The sequence below is a fragment of the Knoellia sp. LjRoot47 genome, assembly GCF_964253435.1.
Taxonomy (GTDB): domain Bacteria; phylum Actinomycetota; class Actinomycetes; order Actinomycetales; family Dermatophilaceae; genus Knoellia.
Map to the genome: position 1 here is coordinate 34,917 of NZ_CAXUQS020000004.1, position 15,516 is coordinate 50,432.

The 15,516-nt window shown below is 70.2% G+C and carries 11 protein-coding genes; 2 read left to right on the forward strand and 9 right to left on the reverse strand.

The window, feature by feature from the left end:
- Positions 1 to 20 precede the first annotated feature (20 nt).
- Together mobF and ACSQ11_RS17975 are read left to right on the forward strand one after the other, a co-directional pair.
- Positions 21 to 5,843 carry a MobF family relaxase gene (mobF, locus tag ACSQ11_RS17970; protein ID WP_436008082.1) on the forward strand — a complete coding sequence of 1,941 codons (5,823 nt, stop codon included), beginning with the start codon at positions 21 to 23 and terminating at the stop codon, positions 5,841 to 5,843.
- A gap of 67 nt (positions 5,844 to 5,910) precedes the next feature.
- Positions 5,911 to 6,573: a hypothetical protein gene (locus ACSQ11_RS17975; protein WP_436008084.1), complete on the forward strand. Its 663-nt coding sequence runs from the start codon at positions 5,911 to 5,913 to the stop codon at positions 6,571 to 6,573.
- A 19-nt stretch (positions 6,574 to 6,592) separates the two neighbouring features.
- Here ACSQ11_RS17975 and ACSQ11_RS17980 read toward each other — a convergent pair whose 3' ends face one another.
- The 9 genes from ACSQ11_RS17980 to ACSQ11_RS18020 all read right to left on the reverse strand — a co-directional run bounded on the left by ACSQ11_RS17980 (position 6,593) and on the right by ACSQ11_RS18020 (position 15,515).
- Positions 6,593 to 7,246, reverse strand: coding sequence for a hypothetical protein (locus tag ACSQ11_RS17980; RefSeq protein ID WP_436008086.1), 654 nt, complete (start codon positions 7,244 to 7,246; stop codon positions 6,593 to 6,595).
- A gap of 16 nt (positions 7,247 to 7,262) precedes the next feature.
- Complete coding sequence (locus ACSQ11_RS17985; RefSeq protein WP_436008088.1) at positions 7,263 to 8,627, reverse strand: type IV secretory system conjugative DNA transfer family protein; 1,365 nt, start codon at positions 8,625 to 8,627, stop codon at positions 7,263 to 7,265.
- Between the two features lie 117 nt (positions 8,628 to 8,744).
- Positions 8,745 to 9,194 carry a hypothetical protein gene (locus tag ACSQ11_RS17990; RefSeq protein WP_436008090.1) on the reverse strand — a complete coding sequence of 150 codons (450 nt, stop codon included), beginning with the start codon at positions 9,192 to 9,194 and terminating at the stop codon, positions 8,745 to 8,747.
- 284 nt (positions 9,195 to 9,478) lie between these two features.
- Positions 9,479 to 9,799: a DMT family transporter gene (locus ACSQ11_RS17995; protein ID WP_436008134.1), complete on the reverse strand. Its 321-nt coding sequence runs from the start codon at positions 9,797 to 9,799 to the stop codon at positions 9,479 to 9,481.
- On the reverse strand, positions 9,799 to 10,164 hold the full coding sequence (locus tag ACSQ11_RS18000; protein WP_436008092.1) for a DMT family transporter: 366 nt from the start codon (positions 10,162 to 10,164) through the stop codon (positions 9,799 to 9,801). Before ACSQ11_RS18000 ends, ACSQ11_RS17995 begins: the two co-directional genes overlap by 1 nt.
- On the reverse strand, positions 10,161 to 10,694 hold the full coding sequence (locus ACSQ11_RS18005) for a TetR/AcrR family transcriptional regulator (protein WP_436008094.1): 534 nt from the start codon (positions 10,692 to 10,694) through the stop codon (positions 10,161 to 10,163). Before ACSQ11_RS18005 ends, ACSQ11_RS18000 begins: the two co-directional genes overlap by 4 nt.
- A 193-nt stretch (positions 10,695 to 10,887) precedes the next feature.
- Complete coding sequence (locus ACSQ11_RS18010) at positions 10,888 to 12,459, reverse strand: peptidoglycan DD-metalloendopeptidase family protein (RefSeq protein WP_436008096.1); 1,572 nt, start codon at positions 12,457 to 12,459, stop codon at positions 10,888 to 10,890.
- 14 nt (positions 12,460 to 12,473) lie between these two features.
- The gene (locus tag ACSQ11_RS18015; protein WP_436008098.1) at positions 12,474 to 13,721 is read right to left on the reverse strand and encodes an ATP-binding protein; all 1,248 of its coding nucleotides are present in this window, start codon (positions 13,719 to 13,721) and stop codon (positions 12,474 to 12,476) included.
- A gap of 288 nt (positions 13,722 to 14,009) precedes the next feature.
- Complete coding sequence (locus tag ACSQ11_RS18020) at positions 14,010 to 15,515, reverse strand: SCO6880 family protein (RefSeq protein WP_436008100.1); 1,506 nt, start codon at positions 15,513 to 15,515, stop codon at positions 14,010 to 14,012.
- Position 15,516: the final 1 nt, after the last annotated feature.

A 15,516-nucleotide genomic window follows, 5' to 3' on the forward strand; every position in this document is an offset into this window, starting at 1 on the left:
GGCTTCCTACTGGTGTGACGATGTCGATCCATAAGCTCACGGCCGGGAGCGGGTATGACTACCTGACTCGCCAGGTCGCGGCTCAGGACGTCACCGAAAAGGGTCACACCGGGCTGGCGAGCTACTACACCGCCAAGGGCGAGGCACCGGGCCAATGGGTCGGCTCCGGGATGGCCGGCATTGAGGGTCTGTCGGTCGGGGACGCCGTCACTGCCGAGCAGATGCAGGCCCTGTTCGGCTCGGGTCACCACCCTCTCGCCCAGCAGCGCCGCGACGAGCTGCAAGGCCCCGCCCTGACCGACCAGGACCTTCGGGCGGCGACCCGCCTTGGGGTGCCCTACAAGGTCTACAGCGGTGATGTGTCCGCGTTCCGCCTCGAGGTCGCCCAGCGCATCGCCGAGCTGAACCTCGACCGCGGAGTCGGTGGTCGCGCAGTCCGCGACGTAGCCGTTTCCGTCGAGGAGCGGGCACGCATCCGGACTGAAGTCGCCGTCGAGTTCTTCCGCACCGAGCACGGACGCGACCCGGACGACGCCCGGGAGATCGCCGCCACGATCGCCAAGCACTCCCGGCCACGCACCACGGCGGTGGCCGGGTATGACCTGACGTTCTCGCCGGTCAAGAGCGTCAGCACCCTGTGGGCGATCGCCGATCCGGCCACCGCGGCCCGGATCGAACGCGCACACCAGGCCGCGGTCAAGGACGCGCTGCAGTTCCTCGAAGAGCACGCCCTGTTCACCCGATTGGGCACCAACGGCGTCCGGCAAGTCAACGTGCAAGGCATGGTCGCCACCGCTTTCACCCACCGCGACTCCCGTGCCGGCGACCCGGACCTGCACACCCACGTGGCGGTCGCGAACAAGGTGCAGACCGACGATGGCCGATGGCTCAGCATCGACGGCCGTGTGCTGTACAAGGCCAACGTCTCAGCGTCCGAGCAGTACAACACCTCACTGGAGAAGCACCTGCGGGCCGACGTCGGGCTCCGCTTCGAGGAGCGGCCAAACCACGACGCGCGTAAGCGCCCGGTGCGTGAAGTGGTCGGGGTCGACCCCCGCCTGAACGAGCGCTGGTCGGCCCGCCGGGCCAGCATCGAGGCACGCCGCGCGGTGCTCGCGCAACAGTTCCAGAGCGCCCACGGACGCCCACCCACCGAGGTCGAGTCCATCCAACTGGCGCAGCAGGCCACCTTGGAGACCAGGGAGGCGAAGAAGGAGCCGCGCAGCCTGGCCGAGCAGCGGCGGGAGTGGCATGAGCAAGCGCTCGAGGTTCTCGGCGGCGAGGACGCGATCGCCTCCATGGTCCAGGCGGCCATGGCACCACCTGCGGGCGCGGCCACTCGGGTTGATTCGGAGTGGATGGAGACCACCGCGGAACAAATCGTGACCACCCTCGAGGCCCGCCGCAGCACCTGGCAGGTCTGGCACGTGCGGGCCGAAGCACTGCGCCGGGCACGCTCTGCGGACCTGACGATCGACGACGTCGACCGGGTCGTGGGCCTCCTGGTCGACGAGGCACTCAGCCAGCACTCGGTGCGCCTCACCCCCGACGGGGACGGTGTCACCGAGCCCGCGCAGCTGCGTCGACGCGACGACGAGAGCGTCTACACCGTGCACGGCGCCGAGCACTACACCTCGGCGCGTGTCCTCGCGGCCGAGCAGCGCATCGTCACCGCGGCGGCCCGCGGGGGCGGCCGCTCGGTCTCCGTCGAGGCGGTCGACCTCGCCCTTCTGGAGTCCGCCGCCAACGGGGTCACCCTCAACGCCGGGCAGGTCGCTCTGGTGCGCGGCATGGCAACCTCCGGCGCGCGGCTGCAGCTGGCGATCGCCCCGGCCGGAGCGGGAAAGACCACTGCCATGAGGGCGCTGGCCAGGGCATGGGAAAACGGCGGCGGAGTCCTCATCGGACTCGCCCCCTCGGCGGCCGCGGCCGCCGCGCTGCGCGATCAGATCGACGTCGCCGGGTCGGTGCACACCGACACACTCGCCAAGCTCACCCACGACCTCGCCGCGGGGGATCTGCCCGACTGGGCCGCCCAGATCGGCCCGGACACGCTGGTGGTCATCGACGAGGCGGGCATGGCCGACACCCTCTCCCTCGACACTGCCGTCGAGTGGATCACCTCACGCGGCGCCAGCGTTCGCCTCATCGGCGACGACCAACAACTCGCAGCGATCGGCGCCGGCGGTGTCCTGCGTGACCTCGACGTCACCCATGGCGCCCTGCGTCTGACCGAGCTCATGCGGTTCACCGACCCCGCTGAAGGAGCTGCCTCCCTTGCTCTGCGCGACGGCCAACCCGACGCGCTGGGCTTCTACCTCGACAACAGCCGCGTCCACGTCGGTGACCTGGCCACCATGACCGAAGACGTCTTCACCGCCTGGGAAGCCGACCGGGCCGCCGGCCTCGACGCGATCATGCTCGCGCCCACACGCGACCTGGTATCCGACCTGAACCAGCGCGCCCGGGCGCACCGTCTCGAGCAGGCCCACGGGCCCGAGTGCCCGGGCAGGAGCGTGCCACTGGCCGACGGCAACCAGGCTTCCGTCGGCGACCTCGTCATCACCCGAGCCAACGACAGACGACTCCGGGTCACCGCTTCGGACTGGGTCAAGAACGGTGACCGTTGGACGGTGATGAGCGTCGCCGAGCCAGGCGCCGGCACAGGGGCCATGACCGTCCAGCACACCCGCAGCGGACGGGTGATCGACCTCCCGGCCGACTACGTGGCCACCTCAACGGAGCTCGGCTACGCCGCCACCGTCCACACCGCCCAGGGCGTGTCGGTCGACACGGTCCACGGACTCGCGACCGGCGGCGAGTCCCGCCAGCAGCTGTACACGATGCTGACCCGCGGCCGACTCGCCAACCACGTCTACCTCGAGGTCGTCAGCGACGGCGACCCGCACAACGCCATCCGTCCAGACAGCATCACCCCACCGACGGCGACCGACTTGCTCGAGCGAGTCCTGGCACGCGACGACTCCCCCCTGTCGGCGACCACCCTGGCCCGCCAAGCCGCGGCACCGGCCACCCGGCTCGGCGAGGCCGCGACCCGCTACACCGACGCGCTGTACGTCGCCGCCGAGGACCTCCTCGACCAGGCCACCCTCGACGGGCTCGAGAGTGCGGCCGAGACCCTCGTTCCGGGCCTGACCACGGAGGCGGCGTGGCCCACGCTGCGGGCCCACCTGATCCTGCTCGCCGCCACCGGACCCGACCCCTCACACGCCTTGGCGCAGGCCGTCGACGGCCGCGAGCTCGACACAGCCGGCGACCGCGCCGCGGTCCTGGACTGGCGGCTGGACGACACCGGCCTGCGCAACGCAGGCCGCGGGCCGCTGCCCTGGATCCCGGCCATCCCCACCGGCCTGGACGAGCACTCGCACTGGGGCCCCTACCTGCGGCAGCGCGCAGCCTTGGTCACGGACCTGGCCGAGCAGGTCCGGGTCGACGCCGAATCCGCGCCCACACCGACCTGGGCAAGCCAAGGGGCCGCCCGGCCAGACCCGACCACTCTCGGCCAGGTCGCCGTGTGGCGAGCCGCCATGCAGGTGGAGGAGGAGGACCGTCGACCCACCGGCGCCCCCCAGCTGCAGAAGGCACCGGCCCGGTGGCAGCAACGACTGAACACGGCCGTGGCGGGCGACCGCACCCCTGCCCTGCAGGAGTGGGGCGACCTGCTGCACCACGTCGCCCCCGCGGCGGCCCGCGACGACTTCGCCCCGCTGCTGGCCGAACGTCTCGCCGCCATGTCCCGCGCCGGCCTGAACACCAGACCCTTGCTGGCGACCGCGCTGCGTCAGGGGTCGCTGCCCGACGACCATGCGGCCGCGGCGCTGTGGTGGCGTCTCAGCCGGCACATTGCCCCGGCAGTCGCCCAGGAGATCGACCGAGGGCACACCCTCACTTCCGACTGGGTGCCCGCGCTGGCCGCCAAGATCGGTGACAGTGGCGTGGAGCAGATGCGGGCCAGCAGCTGGTGGCCCGCCCTGGTCAGCTCCATCGACCACGCGCTCCAGCGCGGGTGGCCGCTGGAGCAGCTCATGGGCCTCGCGGTCAACGACGCCAGCGACATCGACCCCGCCCAGGCCATGGTCTGGCGCCTGTCCGTCCTGACCGACCCACCGCCGACCGATGAGGACGTCGATTTCCCCCACCCCGACGACGCTGCACCGGCCGACCTGTGGGACGTCGACCCTGGGGAGCCGCACCCGATGGCCCCCGAAGCGTGGGGTTCAGCGCGCGGCCCAGTCGACGCCGACCTCGCCGCGCGAGGTGGGACGTTGGACGTCCTCGACGACGTGTTCGACGAGGAGCCGGCCCTCGGCGAGGAGCTGGAGCTGAGCATCGACGGGCAGCTGCAACTCGAGGCCATCCTGCGATCGGGGATGGCTCCGCTGGCGCCGAGCGACGCCGAAGTTGAGCTGCAGGTGACCAGGGCTGCCGACCTCGACTTCGCGCCGGTGCCGGCCACACGCATGCTCGAGGTCAACCGCCTCGCACTGGCCTACTTCTCCGACCACTACCCAGGCAGCTGGGCGCAGGGGTACCTGACCGACCGCTTGGGCGTCGATCCTGAGAGCACGCCCGGCCTCCGGCCCGGTTATGCCCCCGCCGGGTGGGTCAGCCTGGTCACCCACCTGCGACGACTCGGTGTCACGGACGAGGAGATGACCGAGACCGGCGTCGCAACCCTGGCACGGACGGGTCGCCTCATCGACCGGTTCCGGGACCGGGCCGTCATGCCGATCCTGCACCAAGGGGAGGTCCTCGGCTTCGTGGGCCGCCGCCACCCTTCCCTGGGCGACGACGACAACGCGGGACCGAAGTACCTCAACACCGCCGACACTCCCTTGTTCCACAAGGGGGCGCAGGTCTTCGGCCTCGCGCCCGAGCTGCCCGTCGCGGACGCGACCCTCGTCCTCGTCGAGGGGCCTCTCGACGCCTGGGCAGTCACCATCGCCACCGGCGGGCGCCACGTCGGACTCGCCCCGCTGGGCACGTCCCTCACCGATGAGCAGGCCAGCCAGACCGCCCATCTAGGCCGACCCGTCATCGTCGCCACAGACGCGGACCTGGCCGGGCGAGTAGCCGCCGAACGGGACTACTGGCTGCTCACCCAGCACGCCCTCGACCCCGCCTCGGCCGCGTTCCCCGACGGGCTGGACCCGGCCGACGTGCTCGCCCGCGACGGGGCCCCCGCCCTCGAGGCGGCCTTGTCCACGGCACTCCCGCTCGGCGACGTCCTCCTCGAGGAGCGCCTCAGGAATCTGGCCGGCGCGGATGCCCTGCGCGAGGCTGCGCTGGTGGTGGCGGCCCGTCCCGCAGAGGACTGGAACGGCCAGATCGACGGGGTCGCCGCACGGCTGGGCATTCCCTCGGCGCAGGCCCGGTCTCGCCTCGCGGCTGGTGTCCAAGCATGGAACCGCGACCCGAGAGCGGCCGCCCGGGCTCGCCTCGACGCGATCGCTGACGTCAAGGCCCGCATGGCGGCCGCGACCCAGGGGGCACCCTCCGGCCGGTGGGCGGCTCTGGCGGCCGAGGTCGATCCCCGACTGACGGTCCAGGCCGACTGGCCGGCCCTCGCCGCCATGATGCAGCTTGCTCACCAGGATGGTCACGACGTCCCTGCCACCGTGCGCCGCCTCGTCGCCGCCGAGCCACTGACGGACCTGCCGGCTCAAGAGCTGCGCTACCGACTCGTGGCGGCGTTGCCGATCGACGTGGCACCGACCACGATGCCAGCAACGCCGGGCCCGGCCCGCCCCGGCGCACGGGAGCAGGATCGCGGCGCGCTGACGGACAAGTCCCGCCAGCGGCCGCGGCCGCCCCGGCGCTGAGTTCGCACGGCGAGGGCGGCACGGTCTGGGGTGTCGACCGCCGTGGCTCTCGTGCCACCCTGAGCCCATGTCGGGCACGAGCCACCATCAGCCGCGGTTGGTGGGCGGCGTCCCGCTCGAGCTGCTCATGGCCGAGGTCGCGCAGCGCCGGCCAATCTTCCACAGCGAGGCCGACTTTCAGTTCGCCCTCGCCCAGACGCTGGCCGAGCTGAAGCCGGCCGCTCAGTGTCGCCTGGAGGTGCCCCAGCCACGCAGCGGTCGGGCGCGGGAGTATCTCGACCTGCTCGTGAGGGGTCCCGACGGTGCAGCGACCGCGGTCGAGCTCAAGTACTTCACGCGGGCCTGGGCCGGTGTTGTCGTCGACGAGGCATTCGCCCTACGGGACCACGCCGCGACCGACTTGGCACGCCTTCACTACGTGCACGACATCTATCGGCTTGAGAGGTTCGCGGCAACCTCGAGGGTTGCCGGCGTCGCGATCATGCTGACCAATGAGCCGCGCCTGTGGGACCCCGGTCGCCAAGGCAAGGGGAACGACGCCGCGTTCCGGATCCACGAGGGCCAGGTGCTGTCGGGTCTCTTGGAGTGGGGCAACGGATACGAGGCGAATCGTCGTCAGCTGGGCGGGCGGTACTCGCTTTCGTGGCACGACTTCTCGCTGGTCGACCCACGGTCCCGGGGCGGCCGATTCAGGTGGACGGCCGCGCGAGTGCCGGCGCCGGTCCGGTGAGGCCCTGGCGAACGGCGGTCTACTCCTCGACGATCTCGCCGGTGCCGGTGTCGATCGTCTGGCCGTCGACGACTCGAAGTCGTGGCCCCGTACTCTCCGGACCGCCCTCAGGGGGCCGGTGTGCGGCGATGTCGCGGTCGAAGGCCTCCGCGCGCTGTACGGTGGCCGGCTCCGCGAGGTGACGCGAGTGGCGGCCCTTGGCGGGCCACTGCGGGTGCCCGTCGTCGCAGTGGTTCTTGACCCGCTGCCGCATGCGTTCGACGAACGCGGGCAGGGCGTAGCGATGCCACTCCTCCAGTGCGTCGCTGCCGAGCGAAAGGGCTGCTCGGCGCCGTTGGTCGGCGAGGACGGCGAGTTCGCGCACCAAGTGGGGGTGCTGTGGCCAGCAGTGTGGGACCACGCCTGCGACGTCCCACACGTACTCGGTGTTGAGCCAGCTGGTGAACGCCTCGAGCCAGGTCCACAGTTCACGGCGCAGCGGGGCGCGGGTGAGGCTGTCCGGGTCCCAGGGGCGGGGAAGCATCTTGAGGTTCCCGAGGGCCTTGCGTTGCTCGTCGGTCCCGTTGATGGCCAGGTCGAGCTCCCGGTATGCCTGCTCGAGGAGGCGGCCCGGGTGCGGGAAGTCGGTCACCATCGGCCCCGGGCCGGGGTTCTCGTTGGTCACGGGCTTCATCTGCGGATCCCTCCCTCTAGTTCACGTCGTTGGACAGGCCGCGGCGGCGCGCCTCGACGAGCGCGGCGGTGCGGCGGGCCTCTGCGGAGACGGTGGTCGAGCTGCGGGTCTGACCGATCTGGGAGCGTGCGTGTTCCTGCTGGTTCAGCAGGGCGCGACCGTCTCGACCGTCGATGCATCGGGTGAGTCGAGCGATCATCGGTTTGCCGTTCTCCGACACCACCAGCGCCTGGCGTTCCTTCAGTTGCCGCACCTCGGCGCCGGTGAGGATGGGGATGTCTTCGGCGGTGGTGGTGCGCCCGCCCATCTGCCCGGACTGCCAGCTGGTCCGCGAGATCCGTACGGGTCCGAGCAGGTCGGAGATCTCCTGGTTGAATGCCACGTCCTTGGAGCCGCCGAACAGGATCAGGTTGTTCGTCAGGCCGAGGAGGGTGCGCGCCTCCTGGTCCCCGAAGATTGCCGACAGCTGAGGCCGGGTCTGCGCGGCCCAGATGAACGAGATGCCCAAGGCGCGCTCGTTGGCCATCCGTGTGCGCAGCGTGGGGAGCGGCGCGGTCGAGGGCAGCTCGTCGAGGCATGCCAGCATCGGCGGGCACAAGCGTCCCCACGGCGAGGAGTTCGCGGCGACGAGGGCGGCGTCGAGGACGTGCTCGGCGACGGCCGTCATCAGTGGTGAGGCGCTGGCGTACGGGTCTTCTCGTCCGAGCAGGTAGATCGTGCCGCCACGGCGGATCACCTCGCTGATGTCGGTGGCTGGGCGGCCGGAGCCGGGGACGCAGCGTCTGCGGATGGGCTCCTGGAAGAACAGGCTCAAGGCCTGCTGCACCGTGGTGATCGTGTTGCCGGCGGTCCGGTCGTCGCCATGCAGAGCCCCGTGCAAGAGCCCGTGCCAGAACGGGGCGGCGTGCGGATGTTCCCGCAGGATCTCTGTGGGGTCGGTGGCGCTGAGCGGGTTGGCCACCCACCTGAGCACGTGCTCGAGGTCGCGCCCGGTCAGGGCCGCGGCATGGAAGTACGCCTGGATCACCTTGGCCGCCTCGGCGGCATAGAAGCGGGCTGCGTCGTCAGCGTGCCCTCCTGCGACGGCACCCTTGACGGTGCCCGCCGTGAACGCCTTGGCTCGTCGCTCGGCGACCATCGGGTCGACGCAGCCGTCGATCGGGTCCCACACGAGCTCCGGCAACCCTGTAGCCAGACCGAAGGGATCGAGCACGACGCACGGCCGAGGTTCACTTTCTCCTGGCCCCGGTGCCTGCCGAGAGCCGAAGCTGAGCAGCAGGTCGTCGACCTTGGTGAGCGTCACCAACGCGGCCCCTGGGGCTCGCAGCAGCGCCGGGATGAGCAGGTCGAGCGTCTTGCCGCTGCCCTGCGGGCCGATCACGCCGGCGGTCCGGTCCCACGGCACCCACAGTTCGCCGCCTCGTGGCGCCTGTCCCCTACCGAGTCGCCACCCGACCTGCTCGGGACGAAACGAGTGTCCTGTGCGCAGTCCCATGATTCAGCGTCGCTTCCCGTAGAGATCGGGACGGACCACGGCCGCCGACTTGCGCAGCCGGCTTCGTCCGAGGAGCCGCTCGGCTTCCTCCCTGGTGGCCATCCCCTGGATTCGGCCGGGCCCCCACCGGTCCATGCCGGCCTTGATCCCCCACAGGGTCAGCGTGAGGAGCACCGCCTCGACGAGGGATACCCACACTCGAACCGCGAGTGGCCCGGCCAGCTGAGACGGAGGTGACGACAGCCCGGCGCCGGCGTCACCTCCCAGGGTCGCGGGCACGCTGGTGAACAGCGTCTCCCGGGACGGCAGGGTCAGGCCCGCGCCGGCGACCAGGTTGGCGCCCGCGCGGCCCGCGTGGATCCCGAGGATCAGCAGGAGCGCGGCCGCGACGACCGTCGCGACGGGTATCTCCCAGGTGAACGGGTAGGGGTTGGTTCGGCGTGCGCGCTGCATATTGGTGGCTCCCTTCTGCTCACCCAAAGCCGCGCGGGGGTCATGTGGTGGCCACGTTCGTGGGAGCAATCCGAGTGCTGCACACACTCACTCACTCATCATCTGTCGGGATGCAGGAAAGACTGCACGAGCTTGTACCGGGCTACTTTGCACAACTCGGTGTCGCGGCGGCGATCGTGCAGAGTCCCCGCTGGACGCCAAGGTGTCTAGATGAAGGGCCGCTTGAGTGTCGATGTGCGGCGACCGCTTGCTCGCCCATCTCTTCGAGGGCCACCCCGTGCACGTCAGTGTGCGGCGCCGAGTTCGATCATGAGGACGCCGGCGATGATCAGGGCGATCCCGCCAGCCATGACCTTGGTGAACGGTTCGCCGAAGAGGTACTTGCTGGCGATCGCGGTGAGGGCGACGCCGGCGGCGGCCCAGATGCCGTAGGCGACGCCGAGCCCGAGACCCTCGTTGAGGGTGATGCTGAGCATGACGAAGGCGATCAGGTAGCCGACCGCGACAGGGGCGTACCAGATCCGCCGGCCGGTCGAGGCCATCCGCAGGCACAGGGTGGCGACGACTTCGCAGACGACCGCGCCGGCGAGGCTGAGGTAGGCGATCACAGTGAAGGTCCTTCCGGGGCGGCGCTGGCTGCGGGGTGATTGTCGCTATGGGAGCCGAGCTCGACGCAGAGCACTCCAGCGATGACCGCGGCGATGCCGCCGAGCATGAGCGCGGTGAGTGGCTCGTCGAAGATGAGCGCGGCGAGCAGCGCGGTGAGGGCAACGCCGCTGGCGCCCCAGATGCCGTAGCCGACACCGAGGGGCATGCCGTTGCGGAGTGCGCCGGCCAAGCAGGCGAACGCGGCCACGAATCCAGCTGCCACCAAGGCGTACCAGGCGGGATTCTCGGTGGCCGCCTTGAGGGAGAGCGACCCCGTCGTCTCGGACAGGATCGCGGCAGCCAAGAACAACCAACGGGTCATGGGAGGGACCTTTCCAAGAGGATGTCGATGAGAGCTTGGATGGCGGGCCGGTCGGCCAGGTCGACCGGGAAGACGTTCGCGGCGTCGTCGAACCAGACCCCATCCGCGATCAGGCGCACGGTGGTCAGCGCCGCGCGCTCGGGACCCGGCGGAACGTCGTCGAGTTGTATCCACGGGCGCATCTGCTCGACCCAGCGCTCGGTCAGAGCCCCGCGCAGCCGGGTGTCGGCCAGCATGGCGATGTCGGCCTCGTCGTGCTGGCGCTGCAAGGCCAGCCGCGCATAGGCACCGATGCGGCTCGTCGCCGATGCCCCAGCAGCGTCGCCCACCTCGGCCTGCAGTGCCTCGATCCACCTGTCGGCGACGTGTTCGATGACGCCCAACATCAGGTCCTGCTTGAACCGGAAGTGGTGGATCAAACCGGCCTTTGTCAGACCGACATCCGCGGCGACTGCGTCCAGGCTGACGTTGCGGCCGTCGCGCAGTAGCTCGATGGTGGCATCGAGGATCTGCTCACGAGTCGTCGGCACCTCTACAGGCTACCAACCGGTTGGTAGGTTGCCAAATCGCTCGATACGAGCGGTAGCCGGACGTACCGGCGACACACCCCTTGCTTGCGCCACCCGGTCCCACTGCGAACCCGGTGACGTATGCAGCGTTATTGCCGCAACAGTCGAGCTGTTTGCAAGATGCACTGCATCTCGACAACCTTTCTTCTCATCATCAGACGACGACCGGCCGGGTCGGCTGATCGGAGATGTTGCCGACCCGCCAGATCTGGAAAATCGTCTTGGTGGCCGCCTTGCCGGCGTAGCTGCCGTAGGTGACGCCGCGTTCACTGTTCATCGCCTCGACAGTGCTCTGCTTGCTGGGGTCGAAGACGATGGCGACGTGGCCGATGGTGTTTGGGCCCAGGTAGGAGTCGTAGAAGATCAGGTCGCCCGGCCTGGCTTGTTGTGGATCCACTCGGAATCCGTTGCCGGCGGCGAGCCAGTCTCGTTGTGCCCCAGCGGTTCTGGGGGTCGTGACACCGATCTGTGCGTAGGCGGCCTGAGTGAATGAGGAACAGTCCCATGCGTCGGGTCCGTTGGCTCCCATGATGTAGCGATCGCCGACCTGACTGGTGGCCCACGTGAGGACGACCCGAAGTCGGTCGTTGGTCAGCGGCGGCAGGTTGGGGTTGCCTTGGCCTGGGTCGCACTCGGTGGTGCTGCCTAGGACGGTGCCGCCACCGTAGGCGGCGGCATAGAAAAGGACGTCGTTGACGTACCAGTCGGCGTGGTTGTAGGCGAAGATGGCCGACCTCACCCCGGCCGGGCCGTTGGCGACGCCGGACTTGGTGAGGTAGTTCGCGGCCGACATGGCGCTGTCGGCGTCATTGGTGATGACCGCCCGACCGTCCCCATCGCCGTCGACGCCCATCGTCGCCCAGGTGGCGGGCATGAACTGCATGAGGCCTTGGGCGCCGGCGGAGCTGGTGGTGTTGTTCCGGCCGTGTGCGGTCTCCTCCATGCCGATCCCGGCGAGCAGGGTCCACGGGATCTTGTAGCGGTCGGCGGCGGCGACATAGAGGCTCTTGATGTCAGCCGGGATGGGCTGCGGGGGGTTTATCAGGGATGCCTGCCGTGGCGTTCCGGCAGGTGGCAGCGGGAAGCCGAGGCCGCCCTCTTGGACCGGCTCTCCCGGCGGGGGGGTCCAGCTGGCCACCGCCTGGCCGTTGAGTGGGGCGCCGTGGGCCAGCATCCAGGCCACGGGGTCGACGGGCGTGCCGGCGACGTGGATCTCGAGGTGCAGGTGGTTGCCGGTGCTGGCTCCCGTGGAGCCTTCGACGCCGAGCTGCTGGCCGCTGGCGATCTGGGCTCCAGTCCTCACGCTCAGCGACGCGAGGTGGGCGTAGCGGCTCAGCACGGTCTGCCCCGTGGTGTCGTCGATGTGTTGGACGTCGACGACGTTGCCGTACCCGCCCTTCGTGCCGGCGAATGCGACTCGTCCGGCGCCGATGGCCACGACGGGGCCCGGTCCGGGCTGTGACACCAGGTCCTGGCCGGTGTGCATTCGCCACTCGTGGTAGATCGGGTGGAACTCTTGGCCGAAGCCGCGTCGGCCCACGGTGTAGGCCTGGGCGAAGGGCGGCCGCCAGGCGCCGGTGACCGGGGTGAGTCCGCCGCAGGCAATGGTGCGCAGCTGCTCGGCCGCCGCTGGCGCACTTACCGTCATCACGATCAGGGCGATCGCCAGTGGCAGCCCGAGGACCAGGACGAGGACCGGGATGAGGGTGAGAGCGATCTTCTTCACGGCAATCGTGCCCGTCAGGCCGCGCCGGTGAGCGCTTGGTTGGTGAAGGTGAGGTTTAGCTCGACCGGGTGGAGGACGGTCTGCACCTTGTAGTGCTGCTCGCCCACGCACCACAGGGCCCGGCCCTTGCCCTGCATCGCCCAGCCGGTCACCAGGTCCTGTGCCATCGGCCCCAGCCCGAGCATGCTCTCCAGCTCGCGTGCGACCCCGAGATCCTGCCCGTGTAGGACCTTGACGTCGGCCAGGTGCAGCAGGTCCTTGGCGATCGTGGCCGCCTGGGAGCCGGTGTCGCCGGCAGACAGCAGGTCCGACGGCTTGTGCGCGACGGCGAACTGGACGTCGCCGTCTCGTCGGGACAGGCGAAGGTCGGCGTCGAAGGACTTGACCGCCTCGGGACCCAGCCTCAGTTGTTTCCAGGACTCGTCGCGCACGACCACGCGTAGGTCTCCGGAGGCCGCCATTTCCCGCATGCCTCGTCCCCAGGAGTTGAGGCAGGTGAGGGCGATTCCGATCGCTTCGTCGCCCAATGGCTCGAGCCGGGACAGGCTCAGCGACTGGATGGGGGCGGCCCAGTCGACGTCGATGGTGGTGTGGTCGTCGAACAGCCCGGCCAGTGCGCCGCTGACGAGCTGGCCCAAGGCGTCACGCAGCAGCCGGGTGTCGTCGAGGAAGTGCCGCTCCCCCGCGTACCGGCACTCCTCGATCAGGTCGTCGGTGGGGTTGTTGAGCAGGTTCCACAGCTGGGGGATCGTCGTCTCGGTCAGTTGGGTCTGCCCCAGGGTGTAGCCCGTCAGCTTCTGCAGGGCGGCCTTGACCACGACCTCGTCGCTCGGGCCGAATGGCACCCGCTGGTCCCCGATCCGCTGGCTGCCGACCAGGCCACGGACCAGCGTCAGCCACCGCCCGAAGACGACGGCGGCGCGCGCTTGTGCCTCGGTGGCGTCCAGCTGATCCCAGCCGGCCAGCAGCGGGCCGAAGGCCAGGGGGTTGATGCGGGTGGGGAGCCCTGGCCCGATCGCGAACGGTTCGACCCCGAAGAACTTGCAGAGCCCTTCGTACTCGTCCTTGGGGTCGCCCAGGACCAGGATCCGGTAGCCGAAGTCGGTCATCCGCAGGCAGAACGCCTTCGTGGTGGCGGACTTGCCGCGGCCGGGTTTGCCGAAGCTGAAGATGTTGGGGTTGGTGACCGGGACGTCGTCGTCGAGGACCCAGCCGTTGGGGTCAGCGTAGAACGCGCCGCCGGAAAGCATGTCGATCCCCATCTGGGCGCCGGTAGGTGGCAAGCCTGGGGTCGAGATGAACGGCCACAGAACGGGCGTCTGATCGGAGGTCATGCGCCAGCTCGAGACGGGAGCGGAGGCCGGTGACCAGCCGGCCCCGGCCCGTCGCGGTCCGCGCCGTGGCGCGTGCCGGAACAGTCGGGCCTCTTTCGCGGCCGCCGTCGACGTCGGCGCCGAGGGCAGGTCGTGACCGAAGTCGGCCAGGAGCCGGGAGACGTTGCGCCCGCCGGCGTTCCGGTCGGCAGGAGTGCGGGCTGACATACCCATGGCTCAGCCCGCCTTCCGGGTGAGGCTGACCCCTAGGGGCACTGTCGACGCGGCGAAGGCGACGTCCTGGGCGAGATCAAGGCGCAGCGGCGCGAACCCGGCCCGGCGGACGGAGGCGTCGAGGCGGCGGCCGAACTCCGAGACCCTCGCGGTCTTGGGAACGGTGACCGTGCACACCGCGTAGGGGCGGGTCAGGGAGTTGCCGCGGGCCAGTTTGGTGTCCAGTCGTCGCACCTTCTCGGCCTCGTCCCTGGCCTTGGCGTTCTGCTTCATCTTGGCCTTGGCGCGCAGCTCCTCGCCGATGTCGGCCGCCCACTCGCTTGTGGCGCTTTGGCGACCCGCAGCGGACTGGCTCAGGATCGGGTAGGCCACGAGGAAGGAGCGGCGCTCCCCCGGCTCGGTTGGGGTGAGGACCGGAAGCAGGGCACCCATCGCTGCGCCCTTGACGGGGAGCTTGAGGGTGGAGCTGATGCTGTTCCACGCGTCGTGGCTGTAGTGCCGGGCTACCGGGTCGGCCCCGGACGGTCCGGCCATCGCCCACGGGACGTCGGCGTTCACCTCGGGGTCGCTCTGTCGGGCGCCCAACGCGTCGATGATCCCGGCCCGGTCTCCGGGGGCGAACCCGGTCCGGGACGCCAGCGCGAGTTCGGGGCTGGTGAGCCACTTCACGCTGGTCATGCCCATGCCTCCGCGCAGCTGAGCCTCGATCTCGCCGAGCACGCCGTAGATCACCCGGGCGCGTCCCTCGAGGCCGCCGCCGGACTCCTTGGCCTGCTTGCCGAGCCGACCCTCCGGGATGACGACGGTCACGAACGCCTCGGTGCGCACGCTGGCCCGGGTGAGGGTCTGCTGCAGTTCGTCATTGATCTGACGTACGCCCGCCGACCCAGTAGAGCGGCGGTGACGCGTGAGCCACTGGTCCCGTTCCGCGCCGTCCTCGGGCACGGTGCGGACCAGGAGCAGGATCTCGTCGATCAGCTCGGTCTGCGACGCCATGTCGAGCAGTTCGCTCAGGCCCCTGCCCTGGCGACGCCGGTCCTCGAGCTCCTGGAGCCCGATGCCGGGGTGCACGACGGCCGCGGTCACGGCCCACGTCCGCGCGCTGTGGTCCTGGATGATCGCGATGCGCGCGAAGGATGCCCCGTGCGGCGGGCCGTCGTGCACCTGGATGGCATGGAGCGCACCTGGCAGGTCGACCTCGTCGAGCGAGTCGGCCTGCCCCCGTCCCGCCTTGGACCGGAACCGGGTCCACCCGGCGAGCCCGCCCGTGGCGAAGGCCAGCGAGGCCGACACCCAACCGAAGGTGGATCGGCCCCGGACCGGGGTCACCGTGACCAGGGTGATCGCCACCCAGAGCGCCAGGAACAACCCGGCGGAGATCCACGTCCCGGCCTGAATGGACCAGAACACCGGCATCGTCGACAGCGCGACCACCGCCAGTTGCCACCCGGACAGGCCGAAGAACCACCCGATCCTCGCCCGGCTGTAGTCGCTGTAGATGGCTGACATG

Coding starts and splice junctions, on each gene's coding strand:
- mobF (WP_436008082.1), top strand. CDS start 21: ATGTCGATCCATAAGCTCACGGCCGGGAGCGGGTATGACTACCTGACT.
- ACSQ11_RS17975 (WP_436008084.1), top strand. CDS start 5,911: ATGTCGGGCACGAGCCACCATCAGCCGCGGTTGGTGGGCGGCGTCCCG.
- ACSQ11_RS17980 (WP_436008086.1), bottom strand. CDS start 7,246: ATGAAGCCCGTGACCAACGAGAACCCCGGCCCGGGGCCGATGGTGACC.
- ACSQ11_RS17990 (WP_436008090.1), bottom strand. CDS start 9,194: ATGCAGCGCGCACGCCGAACCAACCCCTACCCGTTCACCTGGGAGATA.
- ACSQ11_RS18000 (WP_436008092.1), bottom strand. CDS start 10,164: ATGACCCGTTGGTTGTTCTTGGCTGCCGCGATCCTGTCCGAGACGACG.
- ACSQ11_RS18015 (WP_436008098.1), bottom strand. CDS start 13,721: ATGGGGATCGACATGCTTTCCGGCGGCGCGTTCTACGCTGACCCCAAC.
- ACSQ11_RS18020 (WP_436008100.1), bottom strand. CDS start 15,515: ATGTCAGCCATCTACAGCGACTACAGCCGGGCGAGGATCGGGTGGTTC.